At 40.5% G+C, this 20,453-nt stretch carries 18 protein-coding genes; 10 read left to right on the forward strand and 8 right to left on the reverse strand.

Annotated elements, in window-relative coordinates; genetic code table 11:
* From ACK4EX_RS00795 to ACK4EX_RS00805, 3 genes are read left to right on the forward strand one after another with little or no spacing between them, the layout of a single operon-like run.
* Positions 1-1,527 (forward strand): FHA domain-containing protein, encoded by a 1,527-nt coding sequence (locus ACK4EX_RS00795; RefSeq protein WP_409768802.1) that lies wholly within the window; start codon positions 1-3, stop codon positions 1,525-1,527.
* Between the two features lie 14 nt (positions 1,528-1,541).
* Positions 1,542-2,888 (forward strand): Stp1/IreP family PP2C-type Ser/Thr phosphatase, encoded by a 1,347-nt coding sequence (locus ACK4EX_RS00800; RefSeq protein ID WP_409768805.1) that lies wholly within the window; start codon positions 1,542-1,544, stop codon positions 2,886-2,888.
* Positions 2,889-2,931: 43 nt separating this feature from the next.
* Complete coding sequence (locus ACK4EX_RS00805; RefSeq protein ID WP_409768808.1) at positions 2,932-3,681, forward strand: FHA domain-containing protein; 750 nt, start codon at positions 2,932-2,934, stop codon at positions 3,679-3,681.
* Between the two features lie 127 nt (positions 3,682-3,808).
* On the opposite strand, the gene ACK4EX_RS00810 is transcribed toward ACK4EX_RS00805, so the two are convergent.
* The 5 genes from ACK4EX_RS00810 to ACK4EX_RS00830 all read right to left on the reverse strand — a co-directional run bounded on the left by ACK4EX_RS00810 (position 3,809) and on the right by ACK4EX_RS00830 (position 12,487).
* Positions 3,809-5,128, reverse strand: a complete 1,320-nt coding sequence (locus tag ACK4EX_RS00810) for a SusD/RagB family nutrient-binding outer membrane lipoprotein (protein ID WP_409768811.1) — start codon at positions 5,126-5,128, stop codon at positions 3,809-3,811.
* Positions 5,129-5,147: 19 nt separating this feature from the next.
* Complete coding sequence (locus ACK4EX_RS00815) at positions 5,148-8,339, reverse strand: SusC/RagA family TonB-linked outer membrane protein (protein WP_409768814.1); 3,192 nt, start codon at positions 8,337-8,339, stop codon at positions 5,148-5,150.
* A 206-nt stretch (positions 8,340-8,545) separates the two neighbouring features.
* Positions 8,546-9,976, reverse strand: coding sequence for an O-antigen ligase family protein (locus ACK4EX_RS00820; protein WP_409768817.1), 1,431 nt, complete (start codon positions 9,974-9,976; stop codon positions 8,546-8,548).
* Complete coding sequence (locus ACK4EX_RS00825) at positions 9,973-11,004, reverse strand: hypothetical protein (RefSeq protein WP_409768819.1); 1,032 nt, start codon at positions 11,002-11,004, stop codon at positions 9,973-9,975. The genes ACK4EX_RS00820 and ACK4EX_RS00825 overlap by 4 nt, the downstream gene beginning before the upstream one ends.
* A gap of 58 nt (positions 11,005-11,062) precedes the next feature.
* Positions 11,063-12,487, reverse strand: coding sequence for an oligosaccharide flippase family protein (locus ACK4EX_RS00830; RefSeq protein WP_409768821.1), 1,425 nt, complete (start codon positions 12,485-12,487; stop codon positions 11,063-11,065).
* Positions 12,488-12,628: 141 nt separating this feature from the next.
* Between ACK4EX_RS00830 and ACK4EX_RS00835 the strand changes: the two genes are divergently transcribed.
* Both ACK4EX_RS00835 and ACK4EX_RS00840 read left to right on the forward strand, forming a co-directional pair.
* A complete protein-coding gene (locus tag ACK4EX_RS00835; RefSeq protein ID WP_409768823.1) occupies positions 12,629-13,096 on the forward strand; it encodes a Fur family transcriptional regulator in 468 nt (155 codons plus the stop codon).
* Between the two features lie 30 nt (positions 13,097-13,126).
* Positions 13,127-14,395 (forward strand): adenylosuccinate synthase, encoded by a 1,269-nt coding sequence (locus ACK4EX_RS00840; RefSeq protein ID WP_409768825.1) that lies wholly within the window; start codon positions 13,127-13,129, stop codon positions 14,393-14,395.
* Here the strand turns inward: ACK4EX_RS00840 and ACK4EX_RS00845 are convergent, their stop codons facing one another.
* Positions 14,396-14,992, reverse strand: coding sequence for a hypothetical protein (locus ACK4EX_RS00845; protein WP_409768827.1), 597 nt, complete (start codon positions 14,990-14,992; stop codon positions 14,396-14,398). It abuts the gene before it with no gap.
* Between the two features lie 57 nt (positions 14,993-15,049).
* Here ACK4EX_RS00845 and ACK4EX_RS00850 point away from each other — a divergent pair, with 57 nt between their 5' ends.
* From ACK4EX_RS00850 to ACK4EX_RS00870, 5 genes are all read left to right on the forward strand, one after another.
* Positions 15,050-15,811, forward strand: coding sequence for a hypothetical protein (locus tag ACK4EX_RS00850; RefSeq protein ID WP_409768829.1), 762 nt, complete (start codon positions 15,050-15,052; stop codon positions 15,809-15,811).
* A complete protein-coding gene (locus ACK4EX_RS00855; protein ID WP_409768831.1) occupies positions 15,808-16,464 on the forward strand; it encodes an NUDIX hydrolase in 657 nt (218 codons plus the stop codon). Before ACK4EX_RS00850 ends, ACK4EX_RS00855 begins: the two co-directional genes overlap by 4 nt.
* Before the next feature lie 31 nt (positions 16,465-16,495).
* Entirely contained in the window at positions 16,496-17,263 is a 768-nt protein-coding gene (locus tag ACK4EX_RS00860; RefSeq protein ID WP_409768833.1) for a lysophospholipid acyltransferase family protein, read from the forward strand.
* Positions 17,264-17,396: 133 nt separating this feature from the next.
* Entirely contained in the window at positions 17,397-18,167 is a 771-nt protein-coding gene (locus ACK4EX_RS00865; RefSeq protein WP_409768835.1) for a hypothetical protein, read from the forward strand.
* Positions 18,164-18,928 (forward strand): MbnP family protein, encoded by a 765-nt coding sequence (locus ACK4EX_RS00870; protein WP_409768837.1) that lies wholly within the window; start codon positions 18,164-18,166, stop codon positions 18,926-18,928. The genes ACK4EX_RS00865 and ACK4EX_RS00870 overlap by 4 nt, the downstream gene beginning before the upstream one ends.
* 175 nt (positions 18,929-19,103) lie before the next feature.
* On the opposite strand, the gene ACK4EX_RS00875 is transcribed toward ACK4EX_RS00870, so the two are convergent.
* Together ACK4EX_RS00875 and ACK4EX_RS00880 are read right to left on the reverse strand one after the other, a co-directional pair.
* A complete protein-coding gene (locus ACK4EX_RS00875) occupies positions 19,104-19,436 on the reverse strand; it encodes a hypothetical protein (protein WP_409768839.1) in 333 nt (110 codons plus the stop codon).
* Positions 19,437-19,554: 118 nt separating this feature from the next.
* Positions 19,555-20,160, reverse strand: coding sequence for a DUF3667 domain-containing protein (locus ACK4EX_RS00880; protein WP_409768841.1), 606 nt, complete (start codon positions 20,158-20,160; stop codon positions 19,555-19,557).
* Positions 20,161-20,453 lie beyond the last annotated feature (293 nt).

Genomic DNA, 20,453 nt, shown 5'->3' on the forward strand with positions numbered 1-20,453 from the left:
ATGGAAAGAGCTACACAAAACTTGACCGGAGCAGCCAAATTCCGCCAATCTATTGGTGCCGGCTTTAGCGCTTTGGGGGGAAGTACCAACTACTTCAGCCTCGAATTTTTGACATCTGACGATTTTCATAAAGCCGGCAGCAGAGAAGATGTAATAGTTAACTACATTGAAATCGGGCGTGACTCCTCCTGCGGTATCCGCATCAGTGACAAATATCCAACCGTTAGCCGTAAGCATGCTGCCATTCAGAAAGAAGGGAATCAATATATACTCATACACCTATCGAAAAGCAACCCAACATTACTCAACGGCCGTCCGGTACAACATCGTTGGTATCTGCAAAACGGCGACACGATACAGCTCAGCCTCGAAGGGCCAAAAATGACCTTTCTGATACCGAAGAACAACAAGGCCAACTCAATCAGCCTCACCCGACGTTTGTCGCTCTTTGGCAAGCAAGCCCTGCGACCGTATAAGACCGCCCTAGCAGTAATGTCCGTATTGTTGCTACTCACGCTGAGTGGAGGTGGCTACTACATATGGCAGGATAGTCTAAAAGACAAACAATTTCAGCAGGAGCTGGCTGATGCCATGAAACGTGCAGCTGAATTAGAAAAGCAAAGCAGGGAGCAGAACGATTCTTTGATGGCTGCACTGGGGTACTCGCAGGAGCAAATCAATAACCTGCGAAGACAGCTCACCAGCATTCCAAAAAATCCGATACCTCAACCGCCTGTTCAACTGCCGCCTGCTTCTCAATCGACATTCGACTCAAAGCGCATCAAAGCACTGGTAAATGAGGTTAAAAATGATGTTTTTTTCATGTACATGATCTATGAATCCAAGAGTCCCGACGGAAAGCCAATTAAATCCGGAGGCTCCTGCACGTGTTTTCTGACGGATGAAGGCAAATTAGTGACTGCAAAACATTGCATTGCATCTTTTTTATTCAATATCACTGATTTTGAGGATGTTATTTTTAATCGGGCGTTTAGCTTCGGTGACTTTGAGATAAAAATTTCTATTTACGTATTTTCTCCTGATGGCCGGAAGATGCAATTTGACGGAAAAGCCTTTACAATCGGCAGAGCTAAAGAAAAAATAATTAAACTCAATATTGGAAATGACCAGAATCCGCAGATCATCGAGTTAAAAGATGCTGACCTCAATGACGATGACTGGGCATATATTCAGACTCCAGAAAAAGGAATCATCAAGATGGATCGGGAACTTGCGCGAAGCCTTGAAATTGGTTCCGAGCTCATTGTTTTGGGATACCCGAAAGGGTTTGGTGCCGATATCGATAAAGGAAAAATAAATCCATTGTTCAGCATGTCGGTAGTAGCTCAGGATGGCCTTGATTCGAAAATTGGAACCATTCTGGCTACCACCACAGGTACAAGTCCCGGAAACTCCGGCGGGCCGGTATTTGCAATTAAAGACAATAAACTGGTTGCAGTTGGTATTTTATCCGGGGGCATTTCAGATCTGGAAACCTATGTACCCGTTTCCCAAATACCTCAATAAATATCCAACCTGCCATGAAATATCGCATCACGGCACGTACGCATCAAGGGCTGGTACGCGAGCATAACGAAGACAACTTTATACTAAATCCTGACCAGCGGTATCAGAATTGGTACTTCGATGCCCGTCGTTTGTATGACATCACCGACAGTACAGCTCTGTGGGTAGTGGCTGATGGGATGGGCGGAGCTAATGCCGGTGAAGTGGCTTCTGAAATGGCAGTGATGCATATGAAAGAGGCTTTTTCTCGCTTTGATCCTAAAACTTCAGAACCAGTTGATTTTCTAAAAAATGCGATCGTCGAAGCCAATAAAAAAATTTATGAAGCCGCTCAATTTGATTCAGGAAAAAGCGGAATGGGTACTACACTAGTGGCAGCACTAGCTTTGGGCGATCAGCTCTATGTATCCTGGGTGGGCGACAGCCGCGCATATCTCTTTCGAAATGGCACACTAATACCGATTACAAAAGATCACTCCTTTGTACAGCAATTGGTTGATGCCGGCAAGATTACCCCTGAAGAAGCCTTTTACCACCCACAGGGCAACATAATCCTCCAGTCCCTAGGTGGTGAACCTGGAAAGGTCAAACCAGACGTAACGTCTCTACAGCTGAAAGCTGGCGACCGGGTGCTACTCTGCACCGACGGACTTCACGGAATGCTGCAAGATGCTGTTATTCAAGATATTCTCACTCAATATTCCGACTTTGAAGACGCAGCCAACCATCTCATTGAAGCTGCGCTTACCGAAGGTGCTCATGACAACGTCACGCTCATTCTGGCTGAAATGGTGCAAGTACCGGCAGGTACCATGTATGACAAGCCTGCTGACTTCCGCCGAAACTCCCTACGCACCATTAAAAGCGAACAGGAATCGGATCATGCCAAGCCTGCTGAAACAAAAGAAAACAAACGTTTTTTAATTATTATACTGTTTGGCGTATTAGTCCTGGTATTTGCTGCAGGTATTTTAGTGCCTTGGAAGACAATTATTTCACCTTCTAACAATAGCGACTCCATAAAGGTCGATACACCAATGGTAATACATCCTGCAGATACACCACTAAAAAATAGGTCTGAAGAACAAGTAATTAAAAATCCTTCTTTACCCTCCCAACAAACCCTTCCAACACCCTCTCAACCTGAAAAACCACAGCAATCAGGACCAAACCAAATTCCTGTAGTTCGTCAAACTCCGGCCACTCCGGTAAACAAACCAGTACAGGATACTACAGCCGACGAAAAACCTGTATCAATACCTATTCAAAAAGACACTTTAACTACAAAACCCATAGATTCACCAAAAAGACCTATTCAGCCAGACTCTACTGCTATTTTTGAAAAGAAAACAAAACTCTGAAAATTATGGCAGTAGTTGATGGACCTGACAAAAAGCCAAAAGGATGCCCCAATTATGGATATACGAACGATGTAAAGGCTATGCGCTTAAGCGTTGCAACTTTTCAATTGAAGACAACTTAATTCCGCCAACCAAGTCCTTAAACCAATATGTAAATTTTACTCATATGACCGATAAACCTGTTCGCTGCCCTAATTGTGGGTATGCAAACGAGCCTCGCAATCACCGCTGCAAGCGTTGCAACTATCCCCTACGTGAAGAAGACACCTCCGCACAGTTACACACTCCTGCATCTTCGCCGGCCAATGCTACTGTCGTGGGAAGCGCAACCAACATCGACCCCTGGGATATGGACAACAGCCGTCCTGTAAGCCAACAGCCGCCTCCGAAAGCTCAGCCCATTCAAGCACCTGTTAATGTGGGTCAACCGGAAATTTCAGCACAAGGCCCAAAACCCAAAAAGCTCGAAGTTAATAAAACCATTGACCCATCACGTATTGCCCTTTTTGAAAGAAATGTCCTGAAACTCGTACGCATACCCAAAGAAGGCGAACAGGAGGCTACCCTAGAGTTTGAAGGGGAAAACATCGTCCTAAACCGCGACAATACTGACCCCGGAAATATGACCATCACTTCGCGTGAGCAAGCAGCCCTGGAATTCAAAGACGGTAAGTGGATGCTTTCAGATCGCAGTGCACTGCAAACCACCTACATACGCGTAAATCAGCCTACTGAACTCAAAAATGGAGATGTAATCTTACTAGGCAACAGAGCTTTCCGGGTGGAATTTTAATTTAAAATGTATATTCTTTAAAAATCAGGTCAGCTTAAGGCAAAAAATTTCTATATCGCATCAAGCCCACTATCTAATACAAATAAAAAAGCCGGCCCAGAGGCCGGCCTTTTTTTCTTAGTATACTTTATTCATCCCACCAATGACGCTTTAAGAAAGCATCGTTTCCGGTCAGATTGATAAAGTTGTCGTTGTACAATCTTTCAGACTCCGGATAAGGCAGACGACGAGGAATGGCAGGGAGGTTGGCACCAGATACTGGAGTAAGCGCTGGAAGGTCTGTTCTTCTCCAGTCAGTCCAGGCCTCAATGTGAGAGAACATGGCCACATACTTTTCATACATAATGTCTGCCAAAGTCGGGTTAGCAGGCAAGTTGTTGATGTATGTGGTTCTGTCAGCAGAAGCTACTCCAAGGTAAGTCATGTTAGCTTCCACTGCATCTACAAGATCCTGGCGAGTGAAAGTTCCGGCACGAAACTTAGCCTCAGCAATGATGAACTTAGTTTCGTGATTGGTGATGAAGGGAAGTGGAGATGTCTGACCACCGTAGAAAGGCATTGTGGCTGAATCAGCTGAACGATATAAAGGAATTCGCGGATCGTTCTTGGCCTTCATCATATTGTACATAGTACCAGTTTGTGTGATATAAGCTAAGCGCTGAGTGTTGAACTGAAACCAGGGATTTGTGTTGGGCGGTCCGGCAAAAACCATCTGAGCGTTATCAGCATTGGCTGAAATACCTTGATTTGCCAGTGAAATCACTGTTGAAGCATTGAATCCCGGCTTTTTGCTCAGATGCAATGTGTAACGGGCCTTTAATGAATAGGCAGTTTTTATCCAACGAGTCAGATTGCCACCGAAGACAAGGTCTTCAGTACCCGGTTTTAAGGGACTTACTGGATTCTGAAGCTCAGCAATTGCCTCATCAAGCAGCGTCTGGATGGTAGCATAGATCTGCTGCTGAGAGTCGTATCTTGGATTCAGGTTATCAGCACCTTTAAAGGCTTCTGAGTATGGAATATCGCCCCATACATCAGTAAATAATCCAAGATACATCGCCATCATTACCTTGGCAACACCAGAGTAGTTTGGCGAAGAGCCTTCTGTCTTTTCAATGATTATCGACAGATCTTTCATACCACCTGAGTATCCATTCGGACCCCATGTCTGATCGAAGTCTCCTTCACCAATCTGTGCATAGCGCTGGTGAGCAAGAGACTGTCTGTCAGTACCCGTCATTTGCTGAATAAACAAGCATGTCATACGAGGCAAGACATCCCCTTGTGCCATTGCATATGACACTTGTGCACTCGGAAGAAGCACACGTACTGATACATCTGAAGGACGAGTAGGATCTTCAGTGTAATCTTCTAACCACTTCTTGGAGCAGCTGACAGTAAGGCCTACTGCAAGGAGTGATGTTAGTAAAAGATTCAGTTTTTTCATATCGCTCAAATTTTTTGAATTAGAAATTAGCTTTTATACCCAAAATATAACCTCTGGTGTTGGGCATATTGAAGTAATCAGCACCCTGGCTGTTGGTAGCACCAGAAAGGTTGGTCTCCGGATCGATACCGGTATACTTGGTGAAGAGCAGTAGGTTTCTACCGGTAAAGTTCAAGCTAAGTCCTTTGATGAACTTGGAGCCCTCAAACACTTTGCTTGGGAAGGTGTAAGCAAGGGTCAATTGACGGAGACGAACCCATGAACCATCTTCAATGAAAGGACGGCTGGCACCTGTAAAACTAGAAAGTGGACCAACTGCATAAGAAAGGTGGTTATTTGGAATCGGGGTTGTATTAGGCTTGCCAGAAACATCTTCACCATTGATGATTGTTCCGGGAGCATAAACACCGCTATTGCCTTTTACTACATCATTGAACACAAAGGTGCCATTTCTGTCACCACCCACATCAGCATGGGTACCAAAGTAGTAGAGGGCACCACGTGTACCATTCCAGATGTCACCTCCCTGGCGAATATCCCACACCATATTAAGTGACCAGTTCTTGTAGTTCACACCTCCAGTGATACCCATCAACCAATCGGGGTTTGGATCTCCTACTTTTACTTCAGTTGGAGAATAAATAGGATAACCATTTGCATCGATCAAAACATTGCCGTTTTCATCTCTCTGCCAGTCATCGCCGAAGAGTGTACCGTAAGCTTCACCAACCATCAAACGCTGGTTAGCACCGAAGAATCCCCAAGGAAGGTTAATAACATCTACGCCTGGAGCGAGTTCAAGTACCTTATTGCGATACCAGGTATATACCACACCAAGGTCAGCTGACCAATCCTTGCTTTCAAATAAGCGATAGTTGGCTGAAATTTCCCAACCTCTGTTTCTCATTCGGCCAATGTTTTTAAACATTTGCTCAAAACCAGAGGTAGAAGCAACAGGAACTGCTACAATTAAGTCTGTTGAAAGCTTATCGTACCATGTAACATCTACGTTCAATTTGTTGTCTAACAGACCAAGGTCGATACCAAATTCTGTGGTAGTGGTAAATTCTGGTCCAAGCTGAGGATTACCCAAAGTGTTTCCAAGAGTAAATCCAGTTGCACCACGGAAGGGAAACTGAATACCATCGATCCAGCCAGAGAGAGCTGATGCGCGGCTATAGTAAGTTCTGTTTGAACCGAAAGATGGTTCCAGACCTACCCTTGCCCATGAAGCTCTGAATTTACCTCTGGATATCAGACCTTCATTCAGACCAAAGGTTTCACTAAACAACCAGGAATAGCTGGCAGATGGATAGAAGATTACCTTGCTTACATCACCGAAGGTAGATGCCTGGTCACCCCGGGCTGTAATTGTCACAAAGTGCTGATCATCCCAGGAAAGCTGTACTTCACCAAATAAGCCGGCAATTCTTCTGCGATCAATTCCCTGGGAAGCAATGATGGTAGAAGCATTGCTGAGATTGTAGAAATTTTCTACAGAAAGGTTATCTCCTTGAACAAATACGTTGTCTAGCAAACGCTGATTGATATTCCAGCCAACAAGGTATTGTGTTTTTAATCTTTCATAGCTCTTTCTGGCTGTGACAATCAGGTCGCTGTTCAATTCGTGATATTTATAGTTGTCCTCAATTAGTCTACCGTTTACAGCAGTTCTGGACTGACGTGCAAGTATCTGAGTACGACGATCCTGATAGAAATCAGTACCCAATCTCCACATTACACTCAACCACTCTACCGGCACATAATCAATCTGGAAATTTCCCTGCAGACGGTTTACATTATCAAAGAAGGGGTTTTTATTTATAGTCCAATAAGGGTTATCGTATCCTGTAAAGTATCTGCGCTGAGTACCATCTGGATTCAAAAAGGCCTTCTCATCTGTCGGATCTTTAGCTCCATTCGAGTTATCGAATGAAGGTGGAGTTCTCAACAGACCAAGCATCAAACCAGAAGTGTTTGAACCTTGCTGTATTCTGCGGCCTCCTGAATTAACATAATTCGCTGAAGCTGAAACCTTTAATGAGTTGGAAACTCGTGCTCCACCGGAAAGACGAACAGATGTGCGCTGAAAGTTATTTAAGGGAATCACACCGTTTTCGGTCAGGTTAGCAACTGATAATGAATAAGATGTGCGATCATTACCTCCTGACAGACTCACACTGTTGTTGATTCTGCTTCCTCTCTGGAAAAATACGTAGGGATCATATGCTTTTGCGGTACCTTTAGAACCAGGTACCATGAGAGAATCAATATCTGTAAGCTGACCATTAGGTAGAAAACCCAAATTGCTAATTTTTGGTCCCCAAGAAAACTGAGACTGAGGCTGACCAAACAAACGGAGCTGACCAGCAAATCCCTGAGCATATTCATTCTGAAGCTTTGGAAGCTTATTTACTTCCATGATTTCAAAAGATCCTGAATATTCGATTTGGAATGGTCTGTTGAAGGCACCTTTCTTTGTAGTAATGAGAATCACACCATTAGCTCCACGAGTACCATAAAGAGCTGCAGCAGCTCCACCCTTAAGTACAGTTACTGACTCGATATCCTCTGGATTAATGTCTATGGCGCGGTTTGAAAGTGCTACACCAGCTCTTAGGTCTTGAGTGAGCAGTTGAGAGTTATTGATGGGAACTCCGTCTACCACAAACAGAGGCTGGTTGTCATTCTGAGTAAAGGTAGACTGACCTCTCACACGTATGTAACTTGAAGCACCAGCGGCACCACTGGAGTTAATTACCTGGATACCAGCAGCCTTAGCAGAAAGGCCTGATACCATATTTGCCTCACCTGAAGCTGCCACGGCATTACCCTTTACCTCTTCGACCGAATAACCTACTGCCTTGCGCTCGCGCTCAATGCCGAGGGCTGATACTACTACCTCTTTAAGCTGTTGGGTCTGAGGCTGCAGATCAATCACCATGTTTGGCTGCGCAGCCACTTCTCTGGTTTGCATACCGAGCGAGCTTACCACCAAGATAGCTCCTTGCTTCACGCGGATCTCAAAGCGTCCGTCGAAGTTAGTGGCTGTAGCATTCTTGGTGCCTTTTTCTACTACGGTAGCACCTGGCAGCGTCTCACCGGTATTGGCTGCCCGCACTACACCACTTACTCTTATCTCCTGGGCAAAGGCAGTGGCCATCCCCAGTAATAAGAGAAGGGTAACGAGTAAACTTCTCTTTTTTCTCATTTGTGTAAATTTTGTGTTAAACGCAAGGGCGAAGATGAGAGAATTTCTTAAAAATTACAATGCTTGCATAAAATTTTTTTTAACTGAAAATTAATTTAAATCAATTCTTGTTACCAAACCTTTAATAAACATTTCGTGAGATTTGATCAAAAAAACGCCTTTTCTAACTTTCTTAAAATTTGGTGAAACGAGTAATAATTTGAAAATTAACTATTTTTCTTTTTTTCATTTAAGTAATAAACGTCGGCGCACACCAAAAGAGATATGAAAGAAAATACTGACACTGCTGATTTATCGATGTCTAAAAAATTGTTCAGTAAACCGTGGGAAAAGTATGTGATAAGGCCTAAAAATGCCGCGAGCACCAGAACTTTTGTTTCTTGATTTAGTTCAGAATTGTACATTTTATGGCCCAAAATGAATATCTGAAGCACAATGAGAAGCACCAATACCAGGCCCGGTACCCCCATTTCAGCCAATGGCCCGAGATACTCGCTGTGTGCATTGCCTAAGTCAGCATTGTTTGTGGAAATGATGGTTTTTTCATGCGGCTTTTGAAAAGGTGCATATTGAAACATGTAGGTACCGGGGCCCCAACCGACAACAGGTCGCTCCTTAAACATTCGTATAGCCGATTTCCAGCGATTGATTCGCTCCAGATTCGATACATCTGTGCTAATATTTGTAGCTGATGTTACGTGCTCGCCTAAGTCGTCACTCGATACTTTTTGATTTTTAGAGAGCACCATGTAGATATCCGTCCAATTGTAAAGGATTACTCCTATCACAAGGGAAAATGCCGCTACCACAGCGTACCATTTGATTCTTAATACCAAAATCAATAATACTCCTGTCGCTGCCAACACACTCAGCCAAGCTGCACGGGTAAATGAAAGAATTAGACCTGCCAGTAAGATGCCAGAAACCAGAAAATAAAGAATTCGTATCCAGAGCTTGTCCTTGATAAAAAAAGCAAAAGCAAAACTCACCGGGACATACATGGCAAGGGCTGCTCCATAGTTGGTATGCTCTCTGAAAAATGGAGTCATAACCCATGTACTGGCTTGCTTGGTGAGGCCAAATTCAATATGTCTGACCAAAGTGTAAATAACAACAACCGTTAATGGAGCCATGTAAAACCAATAGAAGGTTTTTAAATTTTCCCTCTTCTTCAATAACAATGAAAAAAGGAAATAAAAAACGACAACAAACCAAAGCCTGGCTAAAAAATATTTAAACGACACAAAAGGCATACTGCTGGTGAGCGAGGTGAAAAACATCCAAAAAAGATAAATCACCAGGGTAAGCGACATGGGGTGGGCTGAAAACTTTGGCTGGAATTTCCCTTCTACGAATATTTTAAGAATAAATAAGATAAGTAGCCCGGCCATAAAAGGCTCTCCCGGTACACCGATTGCAGATTTTAGATCTTCGAAATAAATCTCCACTGAAAATGGGGTGCTCAGCAGCAGAAACCACAAAACTTTGTCCATCGCAAGGAAAGTAAGTGCTGCCAAAGCCAATCCGAAGGGAATGACCATCAATAAATAATTCTCAGTGGCGGTAAATATGGCAACACAAATCAGGTAAAAAATACCTGCACCATATATAATTGTCTTTTTGGACAGATTTTTCAATCTTCCCTATTGTTTTGGCGAATGTTTTCAACCACGGCTAAAACAATCATTGTAAATACCAGCGAGCTCAAAAAGCTCAATAACACTATCAGGCTTCGCACAGGATACGTCTTGCGTTCAGCCGGATAGGCCATATTTACTTTGAAAGTAGCCGGCAGAAATTCGTTTACATCCACCTTGGCCTGATCGTATTTTGTTTTAAGTTTTACTAATTCCTCTTTCAGCAAAGACAATTCATCGCGCAGCGAAACATAAAGGCCACCATATTTTGCCAAGGTATCGAGCATATTTTGGATTTCACGAGCCTTTCGACTGCCAGGGCCCTCCTTTACAATGGCACTGCCGAGTTGCTCAGTCAGGGCAGCTACTTGCCGCTCGTAATCGTGCACACCTTTGAATCTGAGCTCTGTAAGCTGATGTTCTTTGTCTTCGATTTCCTTTTTTAGCGAAAGATATTCATTTTCGACGATGGCTAATGCTTTCACTGCACGCTCTTTTTGAATCTTGTTTTTCACCTCATCTAGCAGCTCTGCTATTCGATTGGCAATCAATGCTGCAGTGTCAGGCGATTCATCGAGCACCTTTATCTCAACTGACATGAACTCTGTACGGCGAAAGGAGATATTTTTGTTGTACTTCTTTTGAAGCTTTGTGTATTTATACTTCGCTTTCGGATTGATTCGATAATGACGCATCAAGTCAAATTCCTCAATAATTCTGTTTTTGATTTCATCCGAATTTAAAATTTGCAGGAGTTGTTCGGCTTGTTGCTCCTCACCAAACTGAAGCACGTCTTGATTTACGCCAAATTGCTGTGGAAGAAGTGCTTTAGAAACGGAGTAGGTGGTTGAAGGAAATAGTATTACAGTACTCTTGTATCTCGGATAAACGAATGGAGGTGAGGAAAAGATAAAAGATAAAACTGCAGCAGATAGTGATATGATAATCAGCGGCTTACGCCATTTCCAAGCAAATAAAATAATCCCGGTTGAGTCAAAAATATTTCGATGCTTCTTAGAATGTTTCATCAGAAATGAGAATTTTTGCCAAACCTACAAACGTAACAAGATATTTTATGCTTTTTTATCACTTTAATTTAAAAAAAGGCTTGTCCAAAACTGTTTTTGACAGCACTTTGCGCATCGTGTAAATCCAAACGGCTCCCCCCGATAAAAAGAAAACCATCAATACATTAAAACCCACCTTATTGTAAAAGAAAAATAATGAGACGGCCAACCCCAAAACGACTAACATTTGAATTTTTTTATAGATCATATTTTCAAGATTAAACTTTCGAAAGATCCAATAGAATTGAGCAAAAAATATAAACATATTTGTTAGAACCATCCCGACTGATGCACCATTTACATTATATAATTTTATGAGAAAATAATTGCCAAGTATCTGGAAGAAAGCAGCAATCACTGATATACGAATTAAATATCGGATTTGTCGATTAGCTGTTAAAAAGGAACCTAGGACAAAATTTGAAATAATGAAAGGATATGCCATTAGGTGTATTTGAAAAATTTCAGCGATAGTTCTTGTATCTTCATTGTACAAAATATGGATGAATTTAGTAGATATTAACATAAATAAAAAAGCTATTGCATATCCGGTATAAATCATGATAAAAATAATTGATTGTAGCAATCTTATTGATTCAGTTTGTTTAACTTTTAAACTGGAAAAAAGAGGCAGTAATATTACCGAAGACAAATACCCATATTGCGATAAAAAATCTATGAGTCTAAAACTGGCAGCATATATGCCTGCAAATCTTTTCTCTGTCAGTAGTTGAATCAAAGTGCTATCTATTCTTGTGTAAATTCCCATAACAAAAATGAGTAGAGTATACGGAAGTGCCTCTTTAAACCAGTATGTGTTTAAAGAAAAATTTCGAAAGGAAAAATTCAAATGTTTTTTCAATATTATAATCAAAAGCATGACACTAAAAAGTAGTGAAATAATTTGCACATATAAAAATGTTTCAATTGAAATGGTATTTGGATAAGAGAAATACAAAAGAATTCCAAGTATTATTGTCGAAATAATTTTATCGAATATTGAATAAAAAGAATCGTTTTTAAATTGCATATGAGATGACAAATATGTGCGCAAAAAAAGAATTAAATTTGTGAGAGCATGAAAGATCGAAGAAATGAATACTAAAAAGATAATTTTCTTATTATCGAAAATTATAACTGAAAAAATTGATGCTATAAGAACATAGATTAAAGAAAAAAGTAACTTTAATGGTAAAACGGATGCATATGAAAATTCTTTTTGAATCGATTTATCAGCCAGGTGAATATTATTAAAATGGTTTAAACCCATATCTGAAAATATAGAAAAAATAAAAGCAAAATTGAAAGCTGTGAAATACATGCCATATACATCGTGCCCCACTGCATTTTGCACCGGAATATCGATGAAAAAAACCCAAAAAGGCTTTATCAACACATTGAGCAACAGCAGAAAAGCAAAGTTTTTTAAAAAGTAGAAAATCATTTAGGTATCCTTTCGAAAACAGTCTATTGCGCTATATGGCCAAAAGTAAGCTTAAGCAGGTGCTAAGAAATGCAAATAAATGCTTTTCTTGTTTCTTCACTTAAGCAAACCATCGCGTACAATACAATATTTTTGCTCCGTATGCACAGCAAAGACATAAAAAAAGAACAATTCGAGACGGTAAAAAAGGTCTTTACCGAATATCTGGAGAAGAAAGGACAGCGCAAGACTCCTGAGCGCTATGCTATTTTAGAAGAAATCTATGTCAATACCGAGCACTTTGACATAGAAACGCTATACGTACGCATGAAAAACAAAAATTACCGGGTTAGTCGCGCCACGCTCTACAACACCATAGAACTGCTGCTCGAATGCAATCTGGTACGCAAGCATCAATTCGGTCAAAATCAAAGTTTTTACGAAAAATCATATTTTAATAAACAACACGACCATATCATTATCCAAGATACCGGCGAAATCATCGAATTTTGCGACCCGCGTATCCAATTGATTCGCAACACGGTAGAAGAAATTTTTGGCGTGAAGGTAATGAGCCACACGCTTTACTTCTACGCTCAAAAAACATCACCCGAAAAAACTGAAAAATAATCCATCAACACATCATCAATAAGACTAAACATGGCAATAGACGTACTACTCGGCCTTCAATGGGGCGATGAGGGCAAAGGAAAAATCGTGGATGTACTGACCAAAGGGTACGACATCATCGCGCGATTTCAAGGAGGTCCTAATGCTGGTCACACCCTTGAATTTGAAGGCATTAAACACGTGTTGCACACCATTCCATCAGGAGTCTTCCACACCAATGCTATAAATCTGGTTGGCAATGGCGTAGTCATCGATCCGGTGATCTTTTTAAAAGAACTCGAAACCCTTGAGAAAATTGACCCCACTGCCCGTCAGAGAATCTTAATATCTCGCAGAGCACATCTCATACTGCCAACACATCGCTTACTCGATGCCGCCTCTGAAGCTTCAAAAGGCAAAAACAAAATTGGCTCAACCCTCAAGGGTATTGGCCCTACCTATATGGACAAAACCGGTCGGAATGGCATACGAGTAGGCGACATTGAACTGCCTTACTTTACTGATAAGTACAACCAACTGGTAGCCAAGCACAAGCAACTACTAAACAATTACAACTACGATTACACCCATCTGCCACAGCTCGAAGAGGAATGGATGGAAGCCATCGAACGATTTAAAAAACTACAACTCATTGACAGTGAGCACTATCTTCATCGTGAACTGAAGGCAGGTAAATGCATCCTTGCAGAAGGCGCACAAGGTTCAATGCTTGATATAGACTTTGGCACTTATCCCTTTGTAACCTCTTCAAACACGACAGCCTCGGGAGCTTGCAATGGATTGGGCATACCACCCACAAAAATTCGAAAGGTGATCGGGATTTTCAAAGCCTATGCTACACGCGTGGGCAGTGGACCATTTCCCACAGAGCTTCATGACGAAACCGGAGAGCTCATTCGCCAACATGGTAAAGAATATGGCTCTACCACAGGTCGCCCCCGCCGTTGCGGTTGGCTCGACCTTCCCGCCCTTAAATACGCCATCGAAATCAATGGTGTTACGGAGATGATGATGATGAAAGCCGATGTGCTCAGCATTTTTGACACTATTAAGGTAGCCACTCATTACAAGTACAAAGGAGAAAAAATCGATTACTTGCCTTATCAGCCCGACGAGCAATTCCTAAAACCCGTATATGTGGAATTGCCCGGTTGGAAAACCGATATTACCAAACTTACTGATTATAAGGACGCGCCTAAAGAACTGAAACAATACGTCGAATTCATCGAGCAACAGACAGGAGTGAAAATCACCATTGTATCAGTAGGTCCCGACCGTGCCCAAACACTTAGGCTGTAATTACTTGCCTGAGGTTAGCTTTAAGTAGTCATAAATCATCTGTGCCAGGTATTTCCTGGCTTTTTTATGTGCATACATTGTATTGGTGTACATCTGACCATTTAAATACAGTTGAAAAGACTCACCCTCCTCAACAGCAGGTAGTAGTTTTATAAAGTTTTCCTTCATCTCAAAAGCATCCGCTGGAAAGAGTTGTATTGTATCTCCTGAAGTAATGATTTGAACGCTCTCAAGTTTCTGTTTGATCTGAGGAAATTCGGGATACAAAAAGGCCATCTGTTCCCGATGAGAGACGATCAATCGGATGTTCAGGTCTTTTTCACCGAGCGATGCAGTTAATTTTCGATGTTTGTAAATTTCAAAACCAGAGGCAGAGTCAATAGATTTGTTGTAATAATAAGAGCGAATATTTTTAAAATAGATCCAGGCCGATTGAGTAAAATGCACTTCATCAGGGGATATGCGAATATGTCTTTTGTTGTAAAAAATCAAATTAATAACTACTAAAAACAAAAGCCCAAACGCGCCTACTTTTGCAAGAGATTTTTTATCAACGTGATCATCTCTGTCAATTGACAACATATTTAAAGAATTCATTTGCGATTAAACAGATGATCTACGTTTCATTGTTTTGTATAAAAGAAATTTTTTAAAATGAAAAAATTTGTTACATCAACAGCCTTTGTGATTTCACTGCTTTCGTTTAAAAGCGATAACAGCTTATTGCTCAGGCTAAACGAAGGGCAAACCATTAAATATTCCAACCAGCTGCTTACTAATGGGTATTCGGATGAGGCTTTGACTACCGGTATTTTTAGAGGTGAGTTGCTTTTCAATCAAAGCGTTACCATCACAAAATCGACTAATGAAGGCTACGAAGCTGAAATAAAACTGCTTAGGATGAAGTTTAAACAAGAAAATCCGCGCTGGAGCATTGATTATGACAGCGATCGCAAGGATGCTATACCCGAAGGTAGAGGTGGAATGATGGCGATGTTTATGAGCTCTCTCTTACAGGAAACATACAAATTTGAGCTGACCAAGACCGGAAAGGTGACAAAAAGACCTAAAATTCAAACCCCAGACGGAAGCGATTTTGCAGCAGGATTTAGCAATATCTTTATTGAATTACCCGGAAAGCCTGTGCGCATAGGCGATAGTTGGATAAACGAAATCACTTTTAGAAACTCAAAGTTTCAAATCATGTACACAGTTGCCGGCGTAGTAAACGGTTTGCTGGAACTCGACACCGAAGTAGTTGGCGACGAAACTTCGCCTCCTGGTAAAACCTATATCGACCCTGCCTCCGGACTGTTGGTAAAGTCAGAATTTGAAACCCTTAACAAGCAATACAATCAAATGACTGGTACAGATGCCTTTGTAAAAACCAAAGTGGTCATTCAACTGCTCCCATGAGCAAATCGAATTGGCAAGATGCATTTCTTGAATTTCTAAAGACAAGACCCACCTTACCTGGCGAAGCAGCTCATGAGCTTGTTGCACTAAAAGGTCGTGTAAAAGCTTCAGAAATCAATAAGTTGCAAATACAGCCAAAAATTTCGGCAGTGGCTGTAGTATTCGAAAAAGTTTATTCGGGTGAGTATCGCATAGTGCTCATCAAAAGAAAGGAATATGCAGGAGTTCATTCTGCTCAAATAAGTTTTCCCGGCGGCAGAAGAGATGGAGGTGAGTCGCTGATTGAAACCAGCATTCGCGAACTGTATGAAGAAGTAGGCATTTCCGTCAACGAACGACAGCTGCTTACGCCCCTTACAGAGCTGTACATACCTCCGAGCAATTTTTTAATGTACCCCTTTGCTTACCGTTGTGATACAATCATGAAGTGCTATCCAGATCCAAATGAAGTAGCCGATATTGTGTACCTACCACTGTTACGTTTAGCACAAGAGCCTTGCTTCGAAATGCATTCGGTTGATGTTCGCGGTTTTAGTCTCAGAGTACCGGCAATAGAGCTTTCAGGTCACATCATCTGGGGAGCTACCGCTATGGTACTGGCTGAAATTCACGTACTCATTAAAAGTTTTATTCAAAATTTTGAAAAAATGTAGCTTTGCCCAAACGATTAAATCTCAATTAAATTTGAAATTCCGAGACCCATTTGGATATTCATACCTTATTAAGCGACTGGTGATTTTTGTCTTTGGCATTATCACACAATTTCGCTTCAATATCTTGTTTAAAAATAAAATTAAAGGCTCGCGAATATTAAAAGATTTGCCCGAAACAGGTGTGCTCTTTGTAAGTAACCATCAAACCTATTTTGCCGATGTAGCCTTTCTGTATAATGTTTTTAACTGTGCTAAATACGGTGTCTATGACCGTATCAACTTTCCTTGGTTTATTTTCAATCCTAAACTCAACATTTACTTTATAGCTGCCAAAGAAACCATGAAGGCTGGGCTGCTGCCCAAAATTTTTGAGTACGCCGGGTCGGTATCCATTAAGCGCACATGGCGGGAGGCCGGCAAAGAAATAAGCCGTGGTGTGGATCCACGCGACATTGAAAAAATTATGAAAGCACTAAAATCGGGCTGGGTAATTACCTTCCCACAAGGCACCACTAAGCCCTACGCTATCGGTCGTAGAGGGACAGCCCAAATTATTAAATTAGCCAAACCTATTGTGATACCTATTGTAATTGATGGTTTTAGAAGGGCTTTTGATAAAAAAGGACTTTTAATAAAAAAGAAAGGTGTGACGCTTAAGGTTACAATAAAGCCTCCATTGATCATAGACTACGACGACTCACCTGAAAACATCATGAAGCTCATTATGGATGCCATCGAACAGAGCGAATCCTTTCAACAGCCAAAAATCATAAGACCTGGAATACATTCAGCTGAATAAAAGATTTTACATGTTTTTATTGCAGGCATTTAGCTTTTAACCATTCGGTTTCATCTTTTAGTTGCTTAGTATTTCAAAAAGCATATTTTTCGATAGGTGATTTTGTACATTTGTGTTTCTACAAAATACATGCATGACCAGGAAAATCTTAGTGGCCCTCCTACTTAGTACTCTACTTATTGGCTGTAACAAAGACATTAAAGAAACTCTTGATTTTCAATACGAAAGAAGAAATATTTATGTGGGACCGGTGTTTTTCTATCGCGGTTCTATGGTTTCGCCTGATACTGTTTTTAAAACAGACTTCAATACTTATGTGCGCATCCAATCGGTTCATGTGCTGTTTTCAAACTTTTACGTCTCCACTTCTACTGATACCTTTTACACCGATACTTTATTGAGAAAGAGGCACTTTTTCACAGCCACATATGCCGGCATCACACCAGCCGGTTACATGCGTGCAGGCACTTACACCAATGGCGGATACGGATACTTCCTCGGCCTCGACAGCGTAATTAATTATGGTACCCGACCCGAGAATTACCCGGCAAACCATCCTCTGGCTAACACTTCTATTTGGGAAAAAGATGCAGGATATGACTTTTTTCAAATGGTTGGCACTGTGACAGATAGCTCTGTAGCCGACTCCGCTTCGAGAACCAAGCCTTTCAGCATCAGAGTACGTAACCTCCAAAACTTCAAGCCAGTTAACCTCTTCCAGCTCAAGAATTTCAACATAGACAATCAAAATCGGATTGTGTTTGAATGCTATATTGGCCTTGACAGCGTAATTAATCTTTATAACCTGTATCAACGCCCCATCATTGGCGGTACATCCTTCACCCTCTCGTCACAAGACAGTATGCGAAGCGTTTTTAACAAACTTTATATCGATCTTCAATGAAAAAATTTTTTACTCTTTCAATCTTTTTAATGATTGGGATGTGGTCCTGTAAAAAGGACAATCCGGACGAAAAACCACCTTTAGCCGAAGTAACCATTCAATTTAAACTCTATAACGGCACCTCTGAGGTAGCCATGAATACGGATTTCAAATTAGCAGATAATCGGACCATTAATATCCAAGAACTTAAATTTTACATAAGTCACGTAAGGTTTCTCAATCAAAACGGTGAAACTAGACATACTGATTCTGTACTGGCACTGATGCGCATGCTCGAGCCAGAGCATCACCATGTAAAGGTTCAGGTACAGCCGGGCACTTACAGCAGCCTTGAATTTTATCCAGGCCTCGACAGCATAGCAAATTCAAAAAACCCGGTGGACTTTCCGAGAGAGCATCCCTTGAGCGCTTTCTTCAATATGCATTGGAATTGGAACATGCAATATCGCTTCGTGCTCATGGAGCTCAGAGCTAAAGATTACAACCCTTCAATTCCTTGTTCATACCACCCTGGCACCAATACATTGCTGCGAATCAGTAAGATTTCATTTGACAAAAGTTATCAGTTTGAAGCTGGTAAAAAGTACAAAATCACCCTGTGGATGAATGTAAATACCATGTTTGACGGACCGAGCGGTTACATCAACTTTCTCACAGAAAATCAAGCACACGCCGAACCCGGAGACTTTGAATTGACCAGAAAATTTATGGAAAACTTTGCTGCGAGTTTTCAGTTTTCTTCCCTAGTAAAGCTGCATTAAACCCCTTTAAAAAAGTTTTCTATTGAATTATTTAACATTGAAATTTCATCGCTTTTTTAATAAAAAACGTAATATTAATAAGTAGTTATCACTGGAAATTTCGCAGACATCAAAATTTGATGTTTTTCTTTATTGATTAGCTTTTCAAAATCATTTGTAGAAAACCATCTGCATTTTATGGTTGAGGAAATAAACATGGGTTACAAATGACTTCAAAATAAACCGGTAGGAGATGGATACCTTTTTGAAGCCTGAATGAGGCATCAGGTGTAGCTCGCCAGCGATCGCAGGCTTCACTTGATAATTGAACATCAGTGAGGATTTTTTCAGGATGGAAGAGTTTAACTTCACCCTTTTTACCCTTTACTACCAGCAAATTCTCTTTGGATACTTTTACAGCTTTTGGTCGACGATTGTCTTTTGAAACATAAAATATATCACCCGTTTTAGTCAAAGTTTCGGCTGCAAGTGCTTGCCCAAATGCACCACCACATTCATGTTTAATCATTGTTATCTGAAGAAGTGTTTTAGATGAAGTACACGATGTTAATAAAAGTACGGCTAAGAGAGTTTTCACTTGCATAGTATGAAATTTTTTATAAATATAATAAATTAAACACAACAATTCATACAGCATGGATCGAGAAATATACAATCATAAAAATAATGTAAAAAAATACAAAACCAAGAATATATGCAATTAATACCTTGAAATAATTAATTTTTGCAATAGGTTTATAAAGAGATGCAATAGATATTGTCACATACGCCAACATAATAATTGTGATAGTGGTGTAAAGATCTAAACGCAGAAAAACTTTGGTGAGAGCAGCTATTGTATAAAATAACATTCCAACTCCCATAAAATAACATAAAATTGCAAATATTTCGAAGAAATTAAGCTCTTTTTTTCTAAATAAAAACCAAATAAAGAATGCAATCATAATACCCATTAGCAAATTCGCATATCCATAATTGTCCTGAATCCATTTAAGACTTTTATTCGTAAATTTTACGGAGCGGTCATCTTGACTGTTTATTTCCAAATCTAAAACAACTTTTTCCTCTACGTGATAATACTTGTTAATGAAAGAATAAATCAGAGATGTAACAAGTAGAAAAATGAGAGGGGAGACATATTTTCTTCTGTTTACAAAAAGATATGTATAAGCAGATCTTCCGGGATAAAAAATAAAGTCACGAATGGTGAGTAATAATCCTTTTTCAAGCATGAAAACTTTCATGATTTCTCCTATTAAATAAGAAAAATTGATTTTAGGAACCTTGTTTTACATTCCACAATTTGGACAGTAATTTCCTTCAAACAATTTCTGACAATTGGAACAAATATTCATGGAACCAATTACTTTTTAAAAAACATACAAAAATATATTAAAATGCATAGAATATTAAAGTAAATACTTCAGCATTAAATTAATTTTCATAAACCATCGATCAAAAATATTAATTAATTGTATTACATGATAATTAGAATTTTTTTGACTGAATATATTTTTTGAGCTAA

The organism is Thermaurantimonas sp., assembly GCF_046299575.1.
Taxonomy (GTDB): Bacteria; Bacteroidota; Bacteroidia; order Flavobacteriales; family Schleiferiaceae; genus Thermaurantimonas.